This is a genomic window from Nesterenkonia ebinurensis (assembly GCF_008711175.1).
GTDB lineage: Bacteria > Actinomycetota > Actinomycetes > Actinomycetales > Micrococcaceae > Nesterenkonia > Nesterenkonia ebinurensis.
The window spans coordinates 161,624-184,197 of record NZ_VWNF01000045.1 but is presented as its reverse complement, the minus strand read 5'-3'; the positions used below and the strand labels follow the sequence as shown (position 1 = coordinate 184,197).

General features: G+C 64.4%; 22 protein-coding genes. 9 read left to right on the top strand and 13 right to left on the bottom strand.

Annotation, left to right across the window (positions count from 1 at the left end; genetic code table 11):
* The first annotated feature begins 102 nt into the window (after positions 1-102).
* The 3 genes from F0311_RS13740 to F0311_RS13730 are packed head-to-tail and all read left to right on the top strand — an operon-like array spanning position 103 to position 4,865.
* On the top strand, positions 103-2,982 hold the full coding sequence (locus F0311_RS13740) for a DEAD/DEAH box helicase (protein WP_150462498.1): 2,880 nt from the start codon (positions 103-105) through the stop codon (positions 2,980-2,982).
* Positions 2,963-4,114 (top strand): hypothetical protein, encoded by a 1,152-nt coding sequence (locus F0311_RS13735; RefSeq protein ID WP_150462497.1) that lies wholly within the window; start codon positions 2,963-2,965, stop codon positions 4,112-4,114. The genes F0311_RS13740 and F0311_RS13735 overlap by 20 nt, the downstream gene beginning before the upstream one ends.
* Before the next feature lie 10 nt (positions 4,115-4,124).
* Positions 4,125-4,865 (top strand): polyprenol monophosphomannose synthase, encoded by a 741-nt coding sequence (locus F0311_RS13730; protein ID WP_150462496.1) that lies wholly within the window; start codon positions 4,125-4,127, stop codon positions 4,863-4,865.
* 35 nt (positions 4,866-4,900) lie between these two features.
* Here the strand turns inward: F0311_RS13730 and F0311_RS13725 are convergent, their stop codons facing one another.
* From F0311_RS13725 to F0311_RS13710, 4 genes are all read right to left on the bottom strand, one after another.
* Entirely contained in the window at positions 4,901-5,242 is a 342-nt protein-coding gene (locus F0311_RS13725) for an RNA polymerase-binding protein RbpA (RefSeq protein ID WP_150462495.1), read from the bottom strand.
* Between the two features lie 73 nt (positions 5,243-5,315).
* Entirely contained in the window at positions 5,316-6,620 is a 1,305-nt protein-coding gene (locus F0311_RS13720) for an SPFH domain-containing protein (protein ID WP_150462493.1), read from the bottom strand.
* Between the two features lie 51 nt (positions 6,621-6,671).
* Positions 6,672-7,160 carry an NfeD family protein gene (locus tag F0311_RS13715; protein ID WP_317982620.1) on the bottom strand — a complete coding sequence of 163 codons (489 nt, stop codon included), beginning with the start codon at positions 7,158-7,160 and terminating at the stop codon, positions 6,672-6,674.
* Positions 7,161-7,257: 97 nt separating this feature from the next.
* Positions 7,258-7,995 carry a VOC family protein gene (locus F0311_RS13710; RefSeq protein WP_150462491.1) on the bottom strand — a complete coding sequence of 246 codons (738 nt, stop codon included), beginning with the start codon at positions 7,993-7,995 and terminating at the stop codon, positions 7,258-7,260.
* Positions 7,996-8,077: 82 nt separating this feature from the next.
* Between F0311_RS13710 and F0311_RS13705 the strand changes: the two genes are divergently transcribed.
* Positions 8,078-8,332 carry a FitA-like ribbon-helix-helix domain-containing protein gene (locus F0311_RS13705; protein WP_150462489.1) on the top strand — a complete coding sequence of 85 codons (255 nt, stop codon included), beginning with the start codon at positions 8,078-8,080 and terminating at the stop codon, positions 8,330-8,332.
* Positions 8,329-8,748: a type II toxin-antitoxin system VapC family toxin gene (locus tag F0311_RS13700; RefSeq protein WP_120005316.1), complete on the top strand. Its 420-nt coding sequence runs from the start codon at positions 8,329-8,331 to the stop codon at positions 8,746-8,748. The genes F0311_RS13705 and F0311_RS13700 overlap by 4 nt, the downstream gene beginning before the upstream one ends.
* 27 nt (positions 8,749-8,775) lie before the next feature.
* Here F0311_RS13700 and F0311_RS13695 read toward each other — a convergent pair whose 3' ends face one another.
* Positions 8,776-9,300 (bottom strand): SPFH domain-containing protein, encoded by a 525-nt coding sequence (locus F0311_RS13695; protein ID WP_191089935.1) that lies wholly within the window; start codon positions 9,298-9,300, stop codon positions 8,776-8,778.
* A 19-nt stretch (positions 9,301-9,319) separates the two neighbouring features.
* Positions 9,320-10,042, bottom strand: a complete 723-nt coding sequence (locus tag F0311_RS13690; protein ID WP_150462486.1) for a tyrosine-protein phosphatase — start codon at positions 10,040-10,042, stop codon at positions 9,320-9,322.
* A gap of 181 nt (positions 10,043-10,223) precedes the next feature.
* On the opposite strand from F0311_RS13690, the gene F0311_RS13685 reads away from it, so the two are divergent.
* The 4 genes from F0311_RS13685 to F0311_RS13670 all read left to right on the top strand — a co-directional run bounded on the left by F0311_RS13685 (position 10,224) and on the right by F0311_RS13670 (position 13,093).
* Positions 10,224-10,586 (top strand): DUF3054 domain-containing protein, encoded by a 363-nt coding sequence (locus F0311_RS13685; protein ID WP_150462485.1) that lies wholly within the window; start codon positions 10,224-10,226, stop codon positions 10,584-10,586.
* A gap of 124 nt (positions 10,587-10,710) precedes the next feature.
* Positions 10,711-11,898, top strand: coding sequence for an alcohol dehydrogenase catalytic domain-containing protein (locus F0311_RS13680; protein WP_150462483.1), 1,188 nt, complete (start codon positions 10,711-10,713; stop codon positions 11,896-11,898).
* A gap of 18 nt (positions 11,899-11,916) precedes the next feature.
* On the top strand, positions 11,917-12,822 hold the full coding sequence (locus F0311_RS13675) for an SDR family oxidoreductase (protein ID WP_150462482.1): 906 nt from the start codon (positions 11,917-11,919) through the stop codon (positions 12,820-12,822).
* 1 nt (position 12,823) lies between these two features.
* Positions 12,824-13,093, top strand: coding sequence for a DUF7218 family protein (locus F0311_RS13670; protein WP_150462481.1), 270 nt, complete (start codon positions 12,824-12,826; stop codon positions 13,091-13,093).
* A gap of 78 nt (positions 13,094-13,171) precedes the next feature.
* Here F0311_RS13670 and F0311_RS13665 read toward each other — a convergent pair whose 3' ends face one another.
* The 7 genes from F0311_RS13665 to F0311_RS13635 form a co-directional block, all read right to left on the bottom strand.
* The gene (locus tag F0311_RS13665) at positions 13,172-13,579 is read right to left on the bottom strand and encodes a sensory rhodopsin transducer (protein ID WP_150462480.1); all 408 of its coding nucleotides are present in this window, start codon (positions 13,577-13,579) and stop codon (positions 13,172-13,174) included.
* On the bottom strand, positions 13,576-14,832 hold the full coding sequence (locus F0311_RS13660; RefSeq protein WP_150462479.1) for a D-arabinono-1,4-lactone oxidase: 1,257 nt from the start codon (positions 14,830-14,832) through the stop codon (positions 13,576-13,578). The genes F0311_RS13665 and F0311_RS13660 overlap by 4 nt, the downstream gene beginning before the upstream one ends.
* A gap of 18 nt (positions 14,833-14,850) precedes the next feature.
* Positions 14,851-16,449 carry an NAD-dependent epimerase/dehydratase family protein gene (locus tag F0311_RS13655; RefSeq protein WP_150462478.1) on the bottom strand — a complete coding sequence of 533 codons (1,599 nt, stop codon included), beginning with the start codon at positions 16,447-16,449 and terminating at the stop codon, positions 14,851-14,853.
* A 160-nt stretch (positions 16,450-16,609) separates the two neighbouring features.
* Positions 16,610-19,444, bottom strand: coding sequence for an aconitate hydratase (locus F0311_RS13650; protein WP_150462477.1), 2,835 nt, complete (start codon positions 19,442-19,444; stop codon positions 16,610-16,612).
* A gap of 104 nt (positions 19,445-19,548) precedes the next feature.
* Complete coding sequence (locus tag F0311_RS13645) at positions 19,549-20,979, bottom strand: class I SAM-dependent RNA methyltransferase (RefSeq protein WP_150462476.1); 1,431 nt, start codon at positions 20,977-20,979, stop codon at positions 19,549-19,551.
* Complete coding sequence (locus F0311_RS13640; RefSeq protein WP_150462474.1) at positions 20,976-21,665, bottom strand: DUF3159 domain-containing protein; 690 nt, start codon at positions 21,663-21,665, stop codon at positions 20,976-20,978. Before F0311_RS13640 ends, F0311_RS13645 begins: the two co-directional genes overlap by 4 nt.
* Positions 21,662-22,522 (bottom strand): DUF3710 domain-containing protein, encoded by an 861-nt coding sequence (locus F0311_RS13635; RefSeq protein WP_150462473.1) that lies wholly within the window; start codon positions 22,520-22,522, stop codon positions 21,662-21,664. The genes F0311_RS13640 and F0311_RS13635 overlap by 4 nt, the downstream gene beginning before the upstream one ends.
* Between the last annotated feature and the right edge of the window lie 52 nt (positions 22,523-22,574).

Here is a 22,574-nt window from a genome sequence, read left to right as displayed (position 1 = left end):
TGCCAGTCTACTCCGCAGACAGTTGCGGTCAGGAACGGAACTGCTGTCAGCCGAGCGTGGACATGGCCCGGACTGTGATCCCTGGGCGGATAGGCTTGATCTATGCCCACACCCGCCGAACGCTACGCAGAGTCCAGACGCCGCGCAGCTGAGGCAAAGACCCAGCTCGGCATCTTCTCCACCCAGCAGGCCTTCGAGCTCGACGAGTTCCAGCTTCAGGCCTGCCGCCACCTGGAGGCCGGCCGGGCAGTGCTGGTCGCCGCACCCACCGGAGCGGGAAAGACCATCGTCGGGGAGTTCGCCGTGCACCTGGCCCTCGCCCAGGGCAAGAAGGCCTTCTACACCACACCGATCAAGGCGCTGAGCAACCAGAAGTTCGCCGAGCTGCGCGCCGACTACGGGCCCGAGCGGGTCGGCCTGCTCACCGGGGACACCTCCATCAACTCTGAGGCCGAGGTGGTGGTGATGACCACCGAGGTGCTGCGGAACATGCTCTACCAGGACTCATCCACCTTGGCTGAGCTGGGGTTCGTGGTGATGGACGAGGTGCACTACCTGGCCGATCGGTTCCGCGGGGCAGTCTGGGAGGAAGTGATCATCCACCTGCCCGAATCGGTGCAGGTGGCGGCCCTCTCCGCCACCGTCTCCAACGCCGAGGAGTTCGGCGCCTGGCTCGACACAGTCCGGGGGGAGACCGCAGTGGTGGTCTCCGAGCACCGTCCGGTCCCGCTCTGGCAGCATATGATGGTCGATTACCAACTGCATGACCTGTTCGTAGTCACCGAGGAGAACGCCGCCCCACAACTGGTGAACCCGGAGCTGCAGCGACTTGCCCACTACGCCCAGGCCCCGGCCTCCCGACGCTCCGGGGGTCACCGCGGGAGGGGGCGCGGCCGGCAGGGCAGGGGCCGCGACTACGGCCGTTCCAATCATCGCAGCGGGACAGAGGTCTCCCGACTCTCCGGTTCGCCTAAGGGCGCCCCGCGGCTGAGCCGGCCCCGGATGATCCGCGCCCTGGACCGGGACGGTCTGCTGCCCTGCATCACCTTCATCTTCTCCCGGGCCGGCTGCGAGGCGGCGGTGGAGCAGTGCCTGCACCACGGACTGCGGCTGACTGATAAGCAGGAGGCCGCCGAGATCGCCTCCCGGGTGGAGGAAATGGGCTGGGAGCTGCCCGCCGAGGACCTCTCCGTGCTGGGCTACGACAGCTTCCGCGAAGCCCTGATCAATGGCATCGCCGCCCACCACGCCGGGATGCTGCCTCCGTTCAAGGAACTGGTGGAGAACCTCTACGCCGAAGGTCTGCTCAAGGTGGTCTTCGCCACCGAGACTCTGGCCCTGGGCATCAATATGCCGGCACGGACTGTGGTGCTGGAGAAGCTGGACAAGTTCAACGGGGAGTCCCATCAGGACATCACCCCGGGAGAGTACACTCAGCTGACCGGTCGGGCCGGCCGCCGCGGCATCGACGTGGAGGGCCATGCGGTGGTGGTCTGGCAGCCCGGGATGGACCCCCGTCAGGTGGCTGGGCTGGCCTCCAAGCGCACCTATCCGCTGAACTCCAGCTTCAGTCCCAGCTACAACATGGCGGTCAACCTCACCGCCCAGTTCGGCCGCCGCCGGGCCCGGACCATCCTGGAGTCCTCCTTCGCCCAGTTCCAGGCCGACCGTTCGGTGGTGGGCCTGGCTCGCGATGTGACCAAACGAGAGAGCTCACTCAGCGGGTACCAGGAGTCCATGGCATGCCACTTAGGTGACTTCCAGGAGTACTTCCAGCTGCGCCGGGCGGTGAACGAGAAGCAGAAGGATGCGGCCAAGTCCCGCAACCGGCACCGCCGCCGCGAGATCATCCGGGTGCTGGCCGCTCTGGAGCCCGGCGATGTGATCGAGGTGGGTGGGCGGCGTCGTCTGGGCACCTCCCTGGTGGTGCACACCGCCCCTGAGCATGATCCGCGGCCCGGGGTGATCACCGAGGACGGCAAACTGCGCAATATCAGTGTGGAGGACTTCGCCCAGCCCCCGAAGGTGATCGCCAGCATCCGGCTGCCACGCAAACCGCAGGTGAAGGTGCCCAAGATTCGCCGCGATCTGGCCTCCAGTATGCGCAGCGCACTGCGCGAGCGAGTCCCGCCCCGGCCGAACGCGCCGGCGCCCGGATTCGGCTATGAGGATGACGACTCCGCCACCGGACGGAGCCTGGAAGAGCTCGAGTCAGCACTGCGCAAGCATCCCTGCCATTCCTGTTCCGAGCGGGAGGACCACGCTCGCTGGGCTGAGCGCTGGTGGAAGCTGCGCCGGGAGACCGATCAGCTCAAGGCCAGCATCGATAGGAAGACCGGCTCGATCGCCAAGACCTTCGACCGGGTGTGTGGGGTGCTGTTCGAACTCGGCCATCTGAAGGCTGCGGATCAGGAAGAGGATGAGGATTTTCTGGTGACCGAGCGCGGCCAGCGGCTGCGCCGAATCTACGGGGAGCGGGACCTGTTCACCGAGCTGCTCATGGAGCGCGGAGTGCTCGCCCAGCTGAGTCCTGAGGAACTGGCAGCCTTCTCCACCCTGCTGGTCTACCAGGCCAAGCGGGAGGACGAGGGTGCCATGCCGCAGATGCCCACCAAGAAGCTCAGTCAGGCGGTGCGCACCGCCCTTGAGGTTCATGCTGAGCTTGAGGCTCTGGAAAAGCGGCACCATCTGGAGCCCACTGCGGCCCCTGAGCTGGGACTCAGCCTGCCCATGTACTACTGGGCCTCCGGAACCAGCCTGCGCGCTGCCTTGGCGGAATCGCCACTGGCAGCTGGAGACTTTGTGCGCTGGGCCAAACAGTGCATCGATGCACTCGACCAGCTCTCCGCGGTGCCCACTGCCAGCGCGAAATTCACTCACTACTGCCAGGAGGCAGTGGATCTCATCGCCAGGGGAGTGGTCTCCTACTCCTCGGTGGCCTATCAGTCCGTTGAGGAGGACTATGACTCAGATGCTCTCTAACGGCACCATCCATTCCACCGCCGAGCCCTATGCGGAGTCAATGCTGGTGGAAGACGGCCAGATCGCCTGGCTAGGATCCGATGAGACGGCGGCACGCCTGCGTGAGGACTCCACCGAGCTTCAGGACCTGGACCGCGCCCTGGTGGCTCCGGGTTTTGTGGGCATGGCGGGTCTGACCCTGCAGCAGGCCGAGCCCAGCACAGTGGCCGAGGTGCTCGATGTGGCCGCACACCGGCTCGGCTATACCGCACTGCGGCTGCGCATCGACCTGCAGCTGGCGGACTTGGGGGAGGGGAGGACAGCCGTGCTGCACCAGGCGTTCAAGGTTGCCGCAGACCATCCGGTGGAGGTCTGGCCGGTGCTGGCTCTGCACGGGCTGGCCGCTGACGGGGGAGCCCCTTCGCTCAGCCCGGTCAATGATCTGCTGGATCTCGCGGAGGCACTGGAGGGGACAGGCCGGCCAGCTGCTGTGACGCTGAACTTCCATGAGGTGCTGCCCAATCTGCTGGGCGCACGGTCCTGGTGCTCCGAGGCGGGCCGGCAGCTGCTGCTGGAGTGTTCGCAGAGTGAGCCGGGCGAGGTCGTAGACTCGATGGTCGCTACCCAGAAACATCTGCGGGAGCTGAGGCAGACCCCTCATCCCGGCGCCCCCACTGTGCTGGTCGGCTTCGACTCCCCGGAGCGGGCGCACTGGGAGCAGCTGCTGAACACCGGAGTGCAGGTGCTGCTGACCCACCCCGGGCATTTGGCCACGGCACTGAGCGTGGGGGTGCCCACCTCCGCGGCGCCTGCGGAGGCAGAGAACCCCTGGGCGCTCATCTCAGCTCATGTTCATCACAGCACCGACCCGGTCTCGGTGCGCGCCGGCTTCACCGCCCAGACCAGGGGTGCCTACCGGTCCCTTCCGGAGGCTCCGCCGGCAGCCGGACAGCTGAACCCCGGCAATGCGGCCACCTATGCGGTCTGGGAGGTGGACTCGCTGGCAGTGCAGACACCCAACGGCACGGTCTCCGCCTGGAGCACCGATACCCGGGCGCGCACCCCGCTGCTGCCCTACCTTGAGGCTGCACCGGAGGATGTGGTCGCGAAAACACTGCCGCGGCTGGTACGCACGGTGATCCGCGGGCGGTAAGTTGGTGGCCATGAAGATCCTGACCATCATCCCCACCTATAACGAGATCGAGGCGCTGCCCACCACCGTGGACCGGCTGCGCGCGGCAGTCCCGGAGTCCGAGGTGCTGATTGTGGACGACAACAGCCCCGACGGCACCGGGGGCCTGGCCGAGCAGATGGCCGTGGCTGATGATCAGGTGCATGTGCTGCACCGGGTGAGGAAGGACGGCCTGGGTGGGGCATATATCGCCGGGTTCACCTGGGGGCTGGAACGGGGCTATGACGCTTTCGTGGAGCTGGACGCCGACGGCTCACACCAGCCCGAACAGCTGCCAGACCTGCTGAGCGAGATCGACTACGCCGATCTGGTGATCGGCTCACGCTGGGTGCCCGGCGGCTCGGTGGTGAACTGGCCGCTGCACCGGGAGCTGATCTCCCGGGCGGGCAGCCTCTACTCACGGACCATGCTGGGTCTGAGGGTCCGCGACATCACCGCCGGGTTCCGGGTCTTTAGGCGCAGCACCCTGGAGGATATCGATCTCAGCTCCATCGAGTCGGTGGGCTACGGGTTTCAGGTAGATATGACCTTCCGGGTGGCCCGGCAGGGCAAGACCATCAAAGAGGTGCCCATTACTTTTGTGGAGCGCACCCTGGGGGAGTCGAAGATGAACGGCGGAATCGTGGTGGAGGCTGTGGCCAATGTCACCAAATGGGGTTTTGCCGCACGCGCAAAAGCCCTGGCAAACAAGGCCAGGGCTTTTCGGCGCTAGTTCTCGCTGGCGGCGCGCATGTCGCCGCCAACCACTCAGACTTTCTCGCCGCGCTTTTCGCGGAGAATCTTGAGCCGATCTTTGAGGATATCCTCGAGCTCCTTCTCGCTGCGCCGCTCCAGAAGCATATCCCAGTGGGTGCGTACCGGCTTCTCCGGCTCCTCCTCAGGAACCTCACCTTCAGCCAGGACACCGACCTTGCCCGAGTTCGAGGTCCAGGTAGGCGGGATCTCGGCATCAGCTGCGAAGGTCACGGTGATCTTCTCGCCGTCCTCACAGATGTACTCGACGTCTTGACGGGGGGCCGGCTCCACGCCGGACTCAGTCTCCATGGACTGAGCGCCCAGGCGCATTCCGCGCAGGCTGCGATCACTCATCGCTGCTCCTTAGATACGGTGACAGTTCTATTCCGAATAGCCAACGACGGCGCCGGCTCAGTTATTCCGCTGCTCAGCTGTTCTGCCCGGAGTCCTGTTGCTCAGCGCCCTGCTGGTCGGGGCCGTCCTGCGGATGCGGGGGATCCTGAGATCCGCTGAGTGCGGGATCAGCCTCTGGGGGAGCGGTCTCCTCCACCCGCTTGAGCACCTCATCGGAGTCCTGGAGGGCGGGCACCGGGGCGTCGGCGGCTGAAGTATTGCCGTGCTCAGCCTTCCGAGCCTCCTCTTCAAGCTCCTTGGAGCTCAGGTAGTGGCTGTTCTCATCGGTGACAGATGTGGAGCGCGCCGACTCTGCCAGATCGGCGATGGCGCTGGAGATGCCGGGCTTGCCCTTGCCGCCGGATGAGACCTGGTCCTGTTCGCGGCGCTTCTTCAGCCGCTCGGCACGTGCCTCCAGGGCCTTTTCGCGCTCCTCGAAAGACGACTGGCCGCCGGGGGCGTCGTCGTTGCCTCCAAAGGCTCCGGAGAGTGACTTGAGGGCCTCGCCGAATTCGCCCGGAATCACGAACATGGTGTTGGACTCGGACTTGGCCATCTCCGGCAGGGTCTGCAGGTATTGGTAGGAGAGCAGCTCGGGGCTGGGCTCGGAGGCGTGCACCGCGTTGAACACTGTTTCAATGGCCTGGGCCTCAGCATTGGCGGCCAGGATGCGAGACTGCGCCTCGCCTTCGGCCTGCAGGATGGCCGCCTGGCGCTCACCCTCAGCGTTGAGGATAGCGGACTGCTTATTCCCCTCGGCGGTGAGGATGGCCGCGCGCCGGCTCCGCTCGGCGCGCATCTGCTGCTCCATGGAGTCCTGGATACTGTGTGGGGGATCGATGGCCTTCAGCTCCACCCGAGCCACCCGGATGCCCCAGCGGCCGGTGACCTTGTCCAGCTCGCCGCGGAGCATGGAGTTGATCTGGTCGCGGGAGGTCAGCGCCTCCTCCAGATTCATGCCGCCGACCACATTGCGCAGGGTGGTGGTGGTCAGCTGTTCCACGGCCACGATGTAGTTCTGGATCTCGTAGGTGGCGGCCTTGGGATCAGTGATCTGGAAGTAGACCACGGTATCGATGGAGACCACCAGGTTGTCCTCGGTGATCACCGGCTGCGGCGGGAAGCTGACCACCTGCTCACGCATGTCCAACTTAGGCAGCAGCCGGTCAATGAAGGGGACCAACAGGGTCAGTCCGGGGCCCTGGGTGCGCTGGTACTTTCCGAGGCGTTCAATGATTCCGGCGCGGGCCTGGGGAATGATTCGCACGCTCTGGGCCAGTACCACCACCACAAAGGCGACCAGCGCCAGGAGTACGACTATCACGACTAATTCTGGCATATTGACCATCCGTCCTGTTCGGTTGCGCTCTGTATCAGTCTCAGTATTGGTTCAGACTTCGCGTGTCTGAGGATCATCCCACTCGATGCTTGGCGCGGGCTTGAGATAGACGGTGGCGCCGTCCACAGATTCCACGACGGCGGCAGCCCCCGGTTGGATCTGGAAGTCGCCGGCGGCCCGGGCGGTCCAGGTGTCGCCGTCCACTTCGGCCAGGCCTGAGGTCTCGGTGACGGTCTCGATGGTCTCTGCCTGCAGGCCCTGCATACGATCGATATTGGTCAGCTGGCCCTCGGGTCCTTTCTTGAGGTGCTTCAGAGCCACCGGGCGCACAGCGCCAAGCATCAGCAGGGCGGTCACCGAACCGACGACTACCTGCAGCCAGGCCTCACCGCCGGCCAAGGAGACTGTCATAGCCGCCAGGGCGCCCACGGCCAGCATGAGGAACATCAGGTCCAGCACAAAGGACTCGATGACGGCCAGCACGAAGGTCAGGGCAAGCCAGGCCGCCCAGAGGTTCTCACCGAACCACTCAATCATCATCGACCCCCGTCTTGCGGCTGTGACCTGCATCTATACACGTGTTTACAGCTTATCGATATACCCGAACAACGTCGAGGCGCCGCGGGCAGCCTACGGCTTAGGCCTCCGGGGGTGCGCCAGTCCGCACCGGCAGGACGCAGAGCTCATTGCCTGAGGGATCGGCATAGGTGCGCCAGGGCAGATCGCCCCAGCCGGGGTGCAGCTCTCGGCCTCCGCGCTGGGCTATTCCTGCTGCGACCAGGTCAGGATCGTCGCCACGCTCAAGACGGATGTCCATGTGCAGCCGGTTCTTCGACGGCCCTTTGGACCTGGCTTCAGGACACATTTCCAGCAATGGGCCGCGCCCTGAGCCGTGCCGAAGCGTCCGAGGCGCAACCCCTGGCACCTCAGTCCATCCGGTGAGCCAGGACCAGAAGTCAGCGGAGGCGTCAGGGTCACTGCAGTCCAGGGGCAGTGCAGCGATGGGGCCGGTCTTCGTGTAGGCGGGGCGCTCCTCCATCACGCAGAACGGATTGCCCTCCGGGTCAGCGAGGACGACCCAGGGAACGGCGCCCTGACCGATATCCAGGGGAGAGGCGCCCAGGTTCAGCAGGCGCTGAACGACTGCGGCCTGGTCTGCACCGCCATGGAGATCGAGGTGGAAACGCAGCGGCTCCGACGGCGGCTCGGGCACACGCTGGAAGCACAGGTCCAGCACAGGGCCGTCATCCACAGTCATCCGTGTCTCGTAGATGCCGTCGTCATCAGTGAGCCGTTCGCCGCCGACAACAGCCTCCCAGAATTTACCCAATCGCTGAGGATCCACAGCATCGAAACCCAGATTCTCCAAGAACATAGACTCACACTACAGTTCGGAGGCGTTTCGCGGTGAAGCCAATGCGCTATCATTGATATCGTTGGGGAATAGGAGTGATCTTATGGCGGACATGCTGATCAGGGGAATTGACGACGACGCCAAGGAGCGGATTCGTGTCCGCGCGGCACAGAAGGGGCACTCGATGGAGGCAGAGGCTCGGGAGATCCTTGAGCGTTCAGTGACAGGGGAGAGGCCAAAATACGGGTTGGGCACCACGATTCATCAGCGTTTTCTCGCAGCGGGTTCTCCGGAGTTTGAAGTCCCACCCAGAGACGGCAGCCCAGCACGCGCTGTCGACTTTGGTGAGATGACATGATCATCCTGGATACGAACATCGTCTCGGAGACATTTCGGCCAGATCCGTCCGCAGCAGTCATCGTCTGGCTCGATGCGCAAATGTGGCAAAAGCTCGCGATCACCTCAATCACGGCCGCTGAGCTGCGCGCCGGGGTTGCCCAAATGCCCGACGGCAGGCGTCGCCAGGCGACTTCGATGATGGTCGAGTCCATCATCGAGCATGACTTTGGAGGTGCCGTTCTCTCCTTCGACCATCGCGCCAGCCGATATTACGGTGAGATCCGTGCCGCCCGAAGGTCGGGAGGCCGGCCAATAGAGACCGCCGATGCGCAGATCGCCGCTATTGCCATGTCCTATGATGCCGAGCTCGCTACGCGCAACACCAAGGACTTCGCGGACTTGGGCTTGCGTCTGATCAACCCCTGGGAAGTTTAAAGCATGAGAGCCGCATACTGCGTGCACTCATGAGGTGGGGGAGATATCCTCAATGCGGACCTCGAGGACACGCAGGCCCCACCTGGTCGCATGCTTGTTGAGCTCTGTACCAACGGCTCTGGACAGTGATCCGCGAGCGGAGAATGAATCCTGGCGGGTCATTCCGCCGATGATGTTATGCGTGGTCGTCAGCGTCACCTTCTGGACCGCGGTCTGGTAGTCGAGAATCTCGTAGACGGCGGCACGAGGGTCCGCAACCTGTAGCCGGACCGTTCCGGAGGCGACCACCTCATGCTTGTCTTTAGTCGGCACAGGTTCTGGCGGAAACTCGATCTGCTGCTCGGTCATATCCACCCAGTGCGCAACGCGGTCAAAAAGGGGCAGCAACAGGACTGTGCCCGGCCGGTCGGCTACTCGGTGGAACCTTCCCAGGCGCTCCACGACGGCGGCTCGTCCATGGGGAACACGTTTGATGCTGCTGACCACAGCCACCACAACAATGAGGACAAACAGCAACAGCACGGCGGTCATCAGAAACGCAGAGCCATTCACACATTCCAGGCTACCGTTTTCAGCGCAACGCACTGGCAGTGGCATATCCACGCCAGGTCGTGACAGCGAGGCGGGTTGCGGGGTCGATGTCGGTCCGGCCAAACCACTCATCCAGATCGAGGTTCTGGTAGGCGGTTCGGAAGGCCGTCTCTGCGGTATGGCCGAAACGAGCGAGAATCTCCCGACGCTCCTCAGCGTGGAATGAGCGTTTGTGAAGCGTGGCCATGGCCTCCGCGTTCGAGAAGGACGCAAGGTAGTCGGCCACCGCAGCGTCTTCTGTCACGTCCAGAGCACGTAGCAGGACAGCGGCCACCAGGCCCGTGCGATCCCAGCCTGCGCCGCAATGGAAGAGGACGGCGCCCTCATCAGCGGATGCGATTGCTTGCAAGACCTCTGCGAGGCGGTGTGGCAGTTCATCAAGGTGCGACAGGTAATAGAGCGGTGTGCCCCACCGGCCGTCAGCCTCCAGGGGAGCCCAGAACGTGTGGTCATCGCCGTCGAGGTCTACGTTGACGCGCCGGAGGCCATCTGGAATCTCACCGGTTCGTTCCTGCGGCCGTCGCAGGTCGATCACGGTGCGGACCCCGTAGGCCGAGAGGCGCTCCCATCCTGATGGAGTCATTCGGTCAAGCGTCTCAGCGCGGATAAACACGCCAGTCGGCGTTGTCGAGCCGTCTGCTCGATCCAGTCCACCGAGATCACGGGCGTTGGCAAGTCCGTCAATAGTGAAGCCGCTCTGCATTCGATCAGTCTCGCATGCGCAGTGATCCACGTGCCCAAGGGGCGTGCCCGAGACCGGCTTAGTGCCCATATCGTGAGCCCGGTTGGCCGCTCACCGCCCATCTGGGATGGAACTCCGGCCAGAAGCGAGCCGATAATCTATATTATGTCAGGTTATGTGTTTCGCCCTGTACCCTGGTCCCATGCTCAGCCTCCCCCTCTTCCTCGCCGATGCCCTGCTGGTGCTGCTCTTCGCCGCGCTGGGCAACCGGGCTCACGACTCTGGGTTGGCCCCGACGGAGATTCTCACCACGGCTTGGCCGTTCCTGGTGGGGCTGGCTGCCGGATGGATCGTGACGAGGTCCTGGAGTCGCCCTTGGCAGATCTGGCCTGCCGGCGTCGTCGTCGTTGCCCTGACTGTCACCCTGGGGATGCTGCTGCGCCAGCTCTTCACCGACAGTGGGGTGCAGCTGTCCTTCGTCCTAGTGGCCACCGGTACTCTCTGCGTGCTCCTGGTGGGCCGCAGACTGCTCACCCGGGTTCACACATCCTCGTCCACCACATAACACCTGGCTGACCTGGGGAAACTCTGACTGAACCTCATGGTCATGTCCAGCCGGAGTCAAGCCGAGCGTCGTTAGGCTGACATCTGTCCGAAGCACGCGTCACCCACCGTTCAAGGAGGACGCAATGAAAGCTGTGACATGGCAGGGTCCACGCACAATGTCGGTGGAGGATGTCCCGGATCCTCGCGTGGAAGAGCCCAACGATGCTATTATTGAAGTGACCTCTACCGCGATCTGCGGATCTGATCTCCATCTCTACGAAGTTCTCGGCCCCTTCATGAAGCCCGGAGACATTGTGGGCCACGAACCCATGGGCCGTGTAGTAGAGGCCGGACCTGAGAGCAATCTGCGCTCCGGCGACCGTGTGGTGGTCCCTTTCCAGATCGCCTGTGGCGACTGCTTTTTCTGCGACCAGGGCCTGCAGACTCAGTGCGAGACCACCCAGGTCACCGAACAAGGATCAGGGGCAAAGCTCTTCGGCTACTCCGAGGTCTACGGATCCGTCCCCGGCGGGCAGGCCGAGTACCTGCGGGTTCCCCACGCCGACTACGGTCCCATCAAAGTGGGCGATGAGCTGGAGGACCACAGATACCTGTTCCTCTCCGATGTGCTGCCCACCGCCCGGCAGGCGGTGGCTTATGCCCAGCGCTCCCCCGGTGACTCCGTGGCCGTGCTTGGGCTGGGTCCCATCGGTCAGTTCTCCGCCCGAATCGCAAAGCACCTAGGACTGACGGTCCACGCGATCGACCCGGTGTCCGAACGGCGCGAGATGGCAGCCCGGCAGGGTGTGCTCGTCTACGACAACACCGAGGATTCGCTGGGCGCGATCAAAGAAGCCACCCAGGGCCGAGGTCCCGATGCTGTGATCGACGCGGTGGGCATGGAGGCCCACGGTGACAGCCAATCCAGGCTGGCCAAAGTCGCTCAGCTCGGGACCCAGTATCTGCCGGACAAGCTCGGCAAACCGGTGATGGATAAGTTCGGCATGGACCGGCTGGCGGCCCTCTACACCGGGATCGACCTGGTGCGCCGCGGCGGAACACTCAGCCTCTCCGGGGTCTACGGGGGCCAGGCCTCTCCCCTGCCCATGCTGACCCTGTTCGATAAGCAGATCCAGGTGACCATGGGCCAGGCCAACGTGAAGCGCTGGGTCGATGATCTGCTGCCGCTGGTGGAGGATTCCGAGGATCCACTGGGCATCGACGACTTCGTCACCCACCGGCTCCCCCTCAGCCAGGCCCCCAGCGCCTACGAGATGTTCCAGAAGAAGGAGGACGGCTGCATCAAAGTCGTCCTGCACCCCAAAGTGTGACCCAAGGAGTGATGAACAATGACGACGACCCCGCATAGCCAGCAGGATCCACGCACCAAGTACAAGGACGATGAGTTCCCCGGCGATCAGGTACAGGACCAGCCGGGCCTCACCGCTGACACCGACCCCACCCCCGATCACGGCGAGGAGACCTATGTGGGATCAGGCAAGCTGAAGGGCCGGCGGGCCCTGATCACCGGAGGTGACTCCGGGATCGGCCGGGCAGTGGCTATCGCCTACGCCAGAGAAGGCGCTGATGTCGCCTTCGTCCATCTGCCGGAGGAGGTCCAGGACGCCGAAGCGACCCTGAACCTGGTGCGCGAGGCTGGTCAGAACGCGGTTGCCTACGCCCAGGACCTGAGGGCCAACCATGCTGCCGAGATGGTGGTCCAGCGCGCCCTGGAGGATCTCGGCGGGATTGACATCCTGGTGCTCAACGCGGCCTACCAGCGCAAGCGCAGCGGCATCGATGAGACTCCCATCGAGGAGGTGCAGCGGGTCTTCGACACCAACCTGGTGGCCCATATCGCACTCACCAAGGAAGTGGTGCCGCATCTTCAGCCAGGATCATCGATCATCACCACCACATCGATTCAGGCCGCCGGGCCGGCTCCCCCGCTCTTCGACTATGCGATGACCAAGGCGGCCCAGGTGGCCTTCACCGAGGTGCTCGCCCAGGAGCTCACCCCCAAGGGCATCCGGGTCAACGCGGTGGCGCCGGGGCCCATCTGGACCCCTCTGATCCCGGCCACGAACTTCCCGGAAGAGAAAGTCGAGAACTTCGGCGAGGACACTCCCCTGGAGCGTGCGGGCCAGCCCGCCGAGCTCGCCCCCGCCTATGTGTACCTGGCCTCCGAGGAGGCCAGCTACACCTCTGGTGCGGTGATACCGGTGACCGGCGGCAAACCATTCACTGGAGGATGAGATGGCAGAGCAGAACAGATCAAGTGTCAAAGACCAGGAACTCTATGAGAAGCTCCGCGAGGAGCAGGGCTACTCCAAGGAGAAGGCCGCTCGTATCGCCAACTCAGCGGCGAATGAAGGCCGCTCCGCCCAGGGCAGGAAGGGCGGCAGCTCACCTCGGTACGAGGACTGGACGGTTGATCAGCTCAAGGGCCGTGCCAAAGAGCTGGACATCACCGGCTACTCGGACATGACTAAGGACCAGCTCATCGATCAGCTGCGCAACCACTAATACCTCATAGCTATATTATGTCTACTATTGGGCTGTTACTTTCAACTGTCGGCGCAGTCACTGTGCTCTTTCTGCGGGTCAGCGGTCGGTGTGGTCCAGCGGAACAGGATTGAGGTGGGAGACGGCGAGATTGCCGTGGCGGGAGTCCAGGTAGTACAGCTGGGCTACCACAGGCTCCTCGGCGTCCACCACCAGCCCATAGGGCTTGTCCAGCTGTACTGCCGCAGGTTCGATGAGGTCATTGATCCGTTGGTGCTTGACCCGCTGGGCACCCACCAACACCTCATAGGGGCCCACCGGCTCGGCGTCGTCGTAATAGACGGTCAGCCGCACACAGGTCTCCCTCTCCCCCGTGTTGAGCAAGCACAGAGTATTCCGAGAGGTGAACTCCGGCTCATGGCCGGTGCTGGCACTGGGGGCAAACCCTGCGGAGAACACCCAGGTCCTGCGTCCCAGTCCCCTGCTGTTCTTGGTGAAGATGCTCATGAGGTCTTCGCCTCCTCGCCGAAGAGTTCACGTAGATAGTTGTTGAGGAACACGCCGGTAGGGTCCATCTGACGGCGGATCCGGTGGAAGCTCTCCCAGTCAGGGTACAGCGGGGCCAGCTGTTCAGCCTTGAGACTGTGCTTCTTGCCCCAGTGCGGACGGCCGGCGAACTGACCGAACACCGGCTCCAGGTCATCGAAGTAGGGCTTATACGGCAGGGAGTTGTTCTGCAGCAGCGCGATGGTCATCGTGGGCAGCCCGCCATTGCGGTAGGTGCCCTCAGCATTGGACAGCATGGCCTGATCAGCTGCAATAGTGCGCACCAGCACCCGCCACCCCACCTGTGCCCGGTGCTTGGCCTTGATCCGTTCTCGGATCTGCTGGAAGGCACCAAGCTGCGGATCAAACGGCAGCATGTACTCCATCTCTTCGAAGTGCAGATGCCGGTCGTTCGGGATGATCTGGTAATTGGGTCCGACGACGTCCTTCTTCAGATAGCTGTACGGCTCACCTTCAGGAGTCAGCTCGGGCTCGTCACCGGGTTTGTTGAGCATCCGCACCTGAGCCAGGTCGCTGCGCGGATACCAGTAGAAGTCCATGCTGCGGTTGGTCTCCACCAGCTGCTGGTAGTTCTCCAGCACCCAGTCGATATGGGTGATCCAGTTCTGCCGGTGCAGCTGGTGGGCCTCCTCGACTCGTAGGGTGAGCGAGGTGAGGATGCCCAAGGTGCCCAGGGAGACCTGGGCCGCCCGCAGCAGGTCATCAGACTCCGGGTGATCCAACGGGGCCCCGGCGGTCACGCCGAAAGGCACCTCCTCCCCGACTCCGTTGACCAGGGTGCCACCGGCCAGTGTGGAGGACAGATTCCCCAGGCCGATGCCGGATCCGTGGGTGCCGGTGGAGATGGCCCCGGCGATGGCCTGATAATCCACATCGCCCAGGTTCTCCATGGCTAAGCCGTGCTCGGCCAGCTGCTCCCCCAGATCACGGAGTCCGGTGCCGGGCAGCACAGCGGCCAGCCTCTGATCCGGATCTGCGTGGGTCATCCCGGAGAGCCTCTCCAGCGAGAGCAGGGTCTGTTCAGTGGTGAACAGGGGCGTGGAGGAATGCCCGGAGCCCACCGGGCGAATGGTATGGCCGAGGTTTCCCGCCTCCTTGACAAGCTTAGTGAGCTGCTTGGACGAGGCAGGTGCGGCTCGTTCGGCCGGAGTGAAGCTGACGGAGCCGGACCAGTTGGTGAACGTCTGCGTCATCAGTGTGCGGCACTCCTTCTACAGTTGGGGTGTCAGGGTTTCACGGTCAGTCCGGAAGGCTCGGCGGCGGGCGTAGGTATGCACCTCGTCCAGCATCTCGCGCTGCTCATCAGCTGCCGAGATCAGGTCGTGGAACACATGGAACGGCACGCCGACCTCCTCGGCGTAGTCCGAGAGAACCTCCCAGCCCTGCCGCTTGGCGGTGATCGCAGCGATCATCAGCTCGGTCTCCAGCACCAGCGCTGAAGGCGAACGCTTCAGCGGCGGCCGGGCATAGGGCTTGAGCCGGGCGAGCTTCTCCCCCGCCCAGAACAGCGGAGCAGCCACCCCGGGCCGCGGAAAGCCCTGCCGCTGCATCAGCTGGGAGAACCAGCTGCGCTCAGCACCGATGGTCTCAGCCACTTGAGCCAGCTGGGGGTAGACCGGGGTGTCGATGAAGGCATCAGCCATCGCAGCGATGCGCTCTGCTCCGGCGGTGGCCCCGGCCAAGTGGTCTGCCATGTACTGGCGCAGCAGCACGGTGTCGATCCCCTCAGGAATCCTGTGATCCGCACCAGGCAGTGGATGGCCAGAATGGGCGGACTCCCCGCGTGGACGCATCGGAGCGGAGCCGCGGCCGGCCCCGGAGCTCATGCCTTCGATGATTTCGGCAAGAGCTTCTTCGGCTGAGACAGTAGGCTGCCAGCCCAGTTCCGTCCTGGCGCGGGTGGTGTCCAGCACCGGCACCTGCTGGGCCATCTGGAGCCACCCCTCATCCATGGGCAGCAGATGGGCCCGATGAGCCAGCTTGACCAAGGGCTTGACCGCTCCGAGCGGGATAGTGACACTGCTGCGGCCGGAGTCCCGCCCGGTGACCACCCGGGCAATGATCTCAGCAGTGAGCAGATCATCGGCGGCCAGGTTGAACGCCCCGCGGGCGCCCTGAATCACCGCTGTTGCGAAGGCAGCGGCGACATCGCGGGAATGCACCGCCTGGGTGCGCACACCTTGTGGAAACGGGATGATGGGCGGACGGACTCTATTGAGAATCTGCACCGGGGCTAAGGATCCGGCGAAGTACCGCTGGATCTCCGCACCGGCAGCGGCCTGGAAGATCAGTCCGGGGCGCATCCGGGACAGCGCAGTCTCCGGGTGCAGTGCCTGGAACTCATCCATCACTCGTTCCTGGGCGGCTTTGTCCTGACTGTAGTGGGAGCCGGGGATCCCCTCAGTCCCCCAGGACTCGTCCCGGGGCTGGTCATCGCTCACCGGAGAGTAGGCGCCTACGCTGGAGGCCACCGAGATGCGCTGCACCCCTGCCGCGGCAGCGGCTTCCAGCACGTGCTTGGTGCCATCGACATTGACCCGGCGCAGCAGTTCCCGTTTGGTGTTGGGCTGGATGAGCCAGGCCAGGTGGATCACCGCATCCACCCCTGTGAAGAGCTCACTGAGGGCTTCCACGGATTCTGGGAACTGGATGTCTGTGGTGGCCCACTCGGCATGACTGTAGGGGGCGGCGTCGTTCTCCGGGAGCCTGCGGGCGATTCCGAGCACCGAGCTGACCTCAGGCCGCTCGGAGAGCTCCTCCAGCAGGGCCGAGCCGATGTTCCCAGTGGCTCCGACAATGGCAACACGCATCTTCGACCAACTCCTCAGCTGTCAGTTCCTATCGCCTCAACTACCCAGTTGCTCTCCATCACATCACGCTGACCTGGACTTTTCCTAGACATACGAAGGGGGCCGGTCCAAAGACCGGCCCCCTTCGCTGCAAGGTGTTCAGGCGACTACTTCACGGTGACTATTTCACCAAGGAGCGCAGCACGTACTGCAGGATGCCTCCGTTGCGGTAGTAGTTGGCTTCGCCAGGGGTGTCGATGCGCACCACGGCATCGAACTCGGTGGTGGAGCCGTCCTCCTTGGTGGCGGTGACCTTCACGGTCTTGGGGATCTCCCCTTCGTTCAGGGCGGTGATCCCGGTGATGCTGAAGGTCTCGAAGCCGGTCAGCCCCAGGGTGTCGGCGGACTCACCCTCGGGGAACTGCAGCGGCAGCACACCCATGCCGATCAGATTGGAACGGTGGATGCGCTCGAAGGACTCGGTGATCACCGCGCGAACGCCCAGCAGGCTGGTGCCCTTGGCCGCCCAGTCGCGGGAAGAACCGGAGCCGTACTCCTTGCCGCCCAGAACCACCAGCGGGATGCCTGCGGCCTGGTAGTTCACAGCGGCGTCGTAGACGTAGGCCTGCTCGCCATCCTTGGTGAAGTCGCGGGTGAAGCCGCCCTCCACACCGTCGAGCAGCTGGTTCTTGATCCGGATATTGGCGAAGGTGCCGCGGATCATCACCTCGTGGTTGCCACGGCGGGAGCCGTAGGAGTTGAAATCCTTGCGCTCCACGCCGTTGGCCAGCAGGTACTTACCCGCCGGAGTGTCCGACTTGAAGGAGCCGGCCGGGGAGATGTGGTCGGTGGTCACCGAATCACCCAGTTTCAGCAGCACCCGGGCGCCCTCGATATCGGAGACCGGAGCCGGCTGAAGCTCCATGCCGTCGAAGTACGGGGCCTTGCGCACATAGGTGGAAGCCTCGTCCCAAGTGAAGGTGGCCCCCTCCGGGGTGTCCAGGGACTTCCAGCGGTGGTCACCGTCGAAGACCGTTGCGTACTTGGAGGTGAACATCTCGGTGTCGATGGAGTCGTGGATGATCTGCTGGACCTCCACCGGATCCGGCCAGATATCGCGCAGGTAGATCTCACTGCCCTCTGAATCCTGGCCCAGCGGCTCGTTCTCGAAGTCGAAGTCCATGGTCCCAGCCAGGGCGTAGGCCACCACCAGCGGCGGGGAGGCCAGGTAGTTCATCTTCACATCCGGGTTGATCCGGCCCTCGAAGTTCCGGTTGCCCGAGAGCACCGAAGTCACCGCCAGGTCCTCATCCTGGACAGTCTTGGAGATCTCCTCCTCCAGCGGGCCTGAGTTGCCGATGCAGGTGGTGCAGCCGTAGCCGACCACGAAGAAGCCGATCTTCTCCAGGTACTCGATCAGTCCGGATCGCTCATAGTAGTCGGTCACGACCTTGGATCCCGGGGCGATGGAGGTCTTCACCCAGGGCTTCTGCACCAGTCCCTTCTCCACCGCATTGCGGGCCAGCACGCCGGCGGCCAGCATCACGTTCGGGTTGGAGGTGTTGGTGCACGAGGTGATCGAGGCGATTGAGACTGCACCGTGGTCCAGGCTGAACTGACGGCCATCGGGCATCGTCACCGGCACCGGCTTGGAGGGCCTGCCCACCGCCGGCTCAGCAGAGGGGTCCATCGGACGCGGCTTATCGGCGGGATCCTGGGACTCATCCGGGCTGTGCGAGGGGGCATCCGAGCTGGGAAAAGACTCCGCGGAGGCCTCATCGGCCCTGCCGTTGACCGAATCGGTGACCGCTGCGGTCTCCTCCAGCGCATAGTTGTGGATGTCCTTGCGGAACTGCTCCTTGGCATCGGTGAGCTCGATCCGATCCTGGGGGCGCTTCGGCCCGGAGATCGAGGGCACCACAGTGGAGAGGTCCAGCTCAAGCTGCTCGGAGAACCGCAGCTGCCGGGAGGGATCGTGCCACATGCCCTGTTCCTTGGCGTAGGCCTCCACCAGGGCCAGCTGCTCCTCGGTGCGGCCGGTCAGACGCAGGTAGTCGATGGTGACATCGTCGATCGGGAACATGGCCGCGGTGGAGCCGAACTCCGGGGACATGTTGCCGATGGTCGCACGGTTGGCCAGCGGCACTGAGGCCACGCCCTCACCGTAGAACTCCACGAACTTGCCCACCACACCGTGCTCACGCAGCATCTGGGTGATGGTCAGCACCACGTCTGTCGCGGTGGCCCCGGCGGGAATCTCGCCGGAGAGCTTGAAGCCCACCACACGTGGAATGAGCATCGAGATCGGCTGGCCCAGCATCGCTGCCTCGGCTTCGATGCCGCCCACGCCCCAGCCCAGCACGCCCAGACCGTTCTCCATGGTGGTGTGCGAGTCGGTGCCTACGCAGGTGTCCGGGTAGGCGCGCAGCACGCCATCGATCTCACGAGTCATCACCACCCGGGCCAGGGACTCGATGTTGACCTGGTGCACGATGCCCATCCCCGGGGGCACCACCTTGAAATCATCAAAAGCCGTCTGACCCCACCGCAGGAACTGATACCGCTCACCGTTGCGCTGGTACTCGATGTCCATATTGCGCTCGATCGCATCGGAATTGCCGAAGGAGTCGATCTGCACCGAGTGATCAATGACCATCTCAGCCGGTGCCAGCGGGTTGATCTTGGTGGCATCGCCGCCGAGCTCGGTGACGGCCTCGCGCATGGTGGCCAGGTCCACCACACAGGGCACACCGGTGAAGTCCTGCATCAGCACCCGAGCAGGGGTGAACTGGATCTCGGTGTCCGGCTGGGCGGTTTCGTCCCAGCTGCCCAGGGCTTTGATGTGGTCTGCGGTGACATTGGCGCCGTCCTCGGTGCGCAGGAGGTTCTCCAGCAGCACTTTGAGGCTGTACGGCAGGGAGTCATATCCCTCGATGGTACTAAGCCGGAAGATTTCATAGTCGGCGCCGGCGACGTTGAGAACGCCTTTGGATCCGAAACTGTCCACTGTGCTCACGCTTAGACTCCTTAGTCTCGTTGGCGGGCTGACACAGCGCTTGGGTGCGCGCTAATCAGCATCCATCCTACTCATAGCGGTACGCTGCTCCGCTTAGGTGACACTCACCGCGTGCCCGCAGGTGAGTATCGCCCAAAGAGTGCAACAGATTCCATGTGATGAGTATTCGGGTACATGTCCAGCAGTGCTAACTCCCGGATCTGCCAGCCCAGCTCACTGAGCCTCCGGGCGTCCCGGGCGAAGGAGGCCGGGTCGCAGGAGACATAGACGATACGTCCGGGCTGTGAGTCACTGATGCCCTGCAGAACGGATGCGGCGGCGCCGGCGCGCGGCGGGTCCAGTACCACCACGTCAGCAGACTCCAGGCGGGAGGCCACCTTCTCTGCTGGGGCGTGGATGACTTCCACACCTGCCGCACCGCGGAACAGCTCCTGGGCAGCTGCAGAGGTTGCCTCCGCTGCCTCCACTGAGAGCACCTGGCCGCGGGGCCCGACTGTGGACGCCGCCCAGGCGGTGAACAGGCCGGCGCCGGCGTAGAGGTCCACGGCGCTGCCGCCTTCGCCCAGCTGGGCGAACCTGTCCACCTGCTCGGTAAGAGCCTGCGGCGCACTGCGATGGATCTGCCAGAACCCTTCCGGTGGCAGCTCCACCGCGTGGGTTTGCCTCACCGGGACTGGCAGCGGCTCGGTGATCATCCGGTCCCCGGTGAGCGCCTGGTAGTCCATGGGCACCGGGGTGAGCTGGCTGTGCCTGCGGCGCTTCGGCGGATTCTTCGCCGTGACCCGGATGATGCTGCTCACTCCGGGGGCGAACTCGCTGTACTGCAGCAGGTTCTCACCCAGTTCCCGCAGCTGCTGGTCCCCGGCATCCGGATCGGTGCGCACCAGCAGGGTGATCGGTGCCTGGCCGCCCGGAGCCACTGCTTCAACGGTGGCCGCACCGGTGAAGTCCCAGCTGAAGATTCCTGATGCTCCCACTGCCTCCACAGCCAGCGGCATGGCCCGCAGCGGGATCAGGTCGTTGCTGCGCTTGGGCTTCATGGCAAGGGAGCCGCCGCTGACTCCGAAGCTGACCCGGGTGCGCCAGTGCATTCCGGAGCCGTCAGCACCGGGCAGCTGCTGCACGGGCAGTTCACCATCGGGCCCGAACCCGGTGAGGTCCAGCCCGCAGACATCGATGTTGCCGATCCGCTGCATGGTGTCTCGGAAGACATGGGACTTCAGACGCCGTTGGTGACCGTCAGTGATATGCCCGTAGTCGGCGCCGCCCACCGGCACCTGGTCATTGTCATAGGCGCGCAGCGCATCGGCCTGCTTCCAGGGGTGCCGACGCCGATGGTCGGAGGCTTCCAGCACATCGATCACATCGGCGCGCCAGAATCGGGCGGAGGGCTGTCCGTCGGTGATCACCGCACGGACGGTCTCCCCAGGTACGGCGTGCCGCACGAAGACCACCCGACCCTCATGCCGGGCCACGCAGTGCCCGCCGTGGGACATAGTCCCGACGGTCAGTGTGAGTACCCGCGGACCGGTCATCCGCCGGTTTTCTGCTGAGCGTCTTCAGTCATCGGCGAGGTCTCCCGGGTGATCATCCAGCCCAGCCAGAGTGCGAAGGCGTAGAGGGGCACGCCCATCGTCACCCGGGTGACGCCCAGAGCAGTCTCATTATCGGCGAAGTACAGTGGAAGTTGGACCACCAGCCGGGAGGCGAGTACTGCGGTGATGAGCCAGGTGGCCAGGGCATAGCGGCGGCGGCGTATCGGATCATGCCGCCAGTCGAATCCCTCTCCGCGGATCATCCCGAAGATGATGCCCATGGCCGGCCAACGGACAGCGATCGAGATGCTCAGCGCCAGGATGTAGCCGGCATTGATGAAGAACCCGGGCACATAGTAGCCGCGGGCCTCACCGGAGAAGTGGGCGAAGGCCGCACAGATGAGCACCCCCACCAGGCCGGAGAAGGACTGGACCAGAGATCCGCGCTGGACCAGGCGCACCACGGTGAACACCGCGCCCATGGCGATCGCCAGCGCGATGGCCACCGCCAGGTTCTCGGTGATCAGGTAGGCGGTGAGGAAGGCAGTGGCCGGCAGGGCGGCCTCCACGATGCCGCGGACGCCCCCCACCGAGCCCATCACGTCCAGGGAGCCGTCCTCCCTGGTGGAGATGCGCTGGGCCGCTGAACCGGAGAGCTGCTGGCCGAACTGGTCTGCGGAGGTCATGACCCGTCGGTATCGCGCTTGGCGGCCTCGGGCACCCCGTTGGTGCGGTTGGGTTGGGCTCCGCCGGCGGCGGCAGGGTTCTGGTCCTTGGGTACCACCACGCGCTTGGCCCCGGCCGGAGGCTTGAGTTTGAGCAGTTCGCGCGGGGGAAGCGGCTCGTCGCCACGGGCCACGATGATCCGCGAGAACAGCTCCTCCACGCCGAGCGAGGACTTGCGGTCGATGGCACCGCGGCCGCCGACCACCCCGCGCAGGAACCAGCGGTTGCCCTCGTAGCCGATGAAGCGGGCGGCTCGCCAGCCCTGACGACCGTCCTTGAGCACAGTGGGCACTCGGGCGTGCAGTTCGGGGCCGAACCGACCCTCCAGCACTTTGGTGCGCCCCTTCTGCTTGGTCACTGACTCCTGGATCTGGCCGCGCACATCCTCCCAGATGCCACCGGACTTGGGTGCGGAGAAGGCCTGCAGCTGGATACTGGCCTGGCCGATGGCGATAGTCAGGGAGACCACCCGCTTGGTCTTCTGGTCGATGTCCAGGCGGATCTTCTGTCCCTTGGCAGCGGGCACCAGAATGGCGCCGAAGTCGATGTAGCCCTTGGTGGACTCCACGTCCCTGGCATCCCTGGGGCCCGGCCCGGGCTCGAAGGCAGGCTTGGCCTCCTCGCCGGTGCTGCCGTCGTCGTCCTGGTCACTGTCAGGTTCGGTGATTTCCTGCTGGTCACCGGAGACTGTCTCGTCGTCGCCGGAGACCTCGGCTTCGGTGATCTCCACCTCGTCCCCGGCAGCCTCGGCGGCAATCGCCTCCTTGATGGTCTGCGGCTTCTGCTGCTGGTCTTTCTTCTTCTTGCCGAAGAGCATGCGACTCCTTGTTCCTTCGCTTGTTGTGCGCGCTGTACGTACGGTGGTCTGG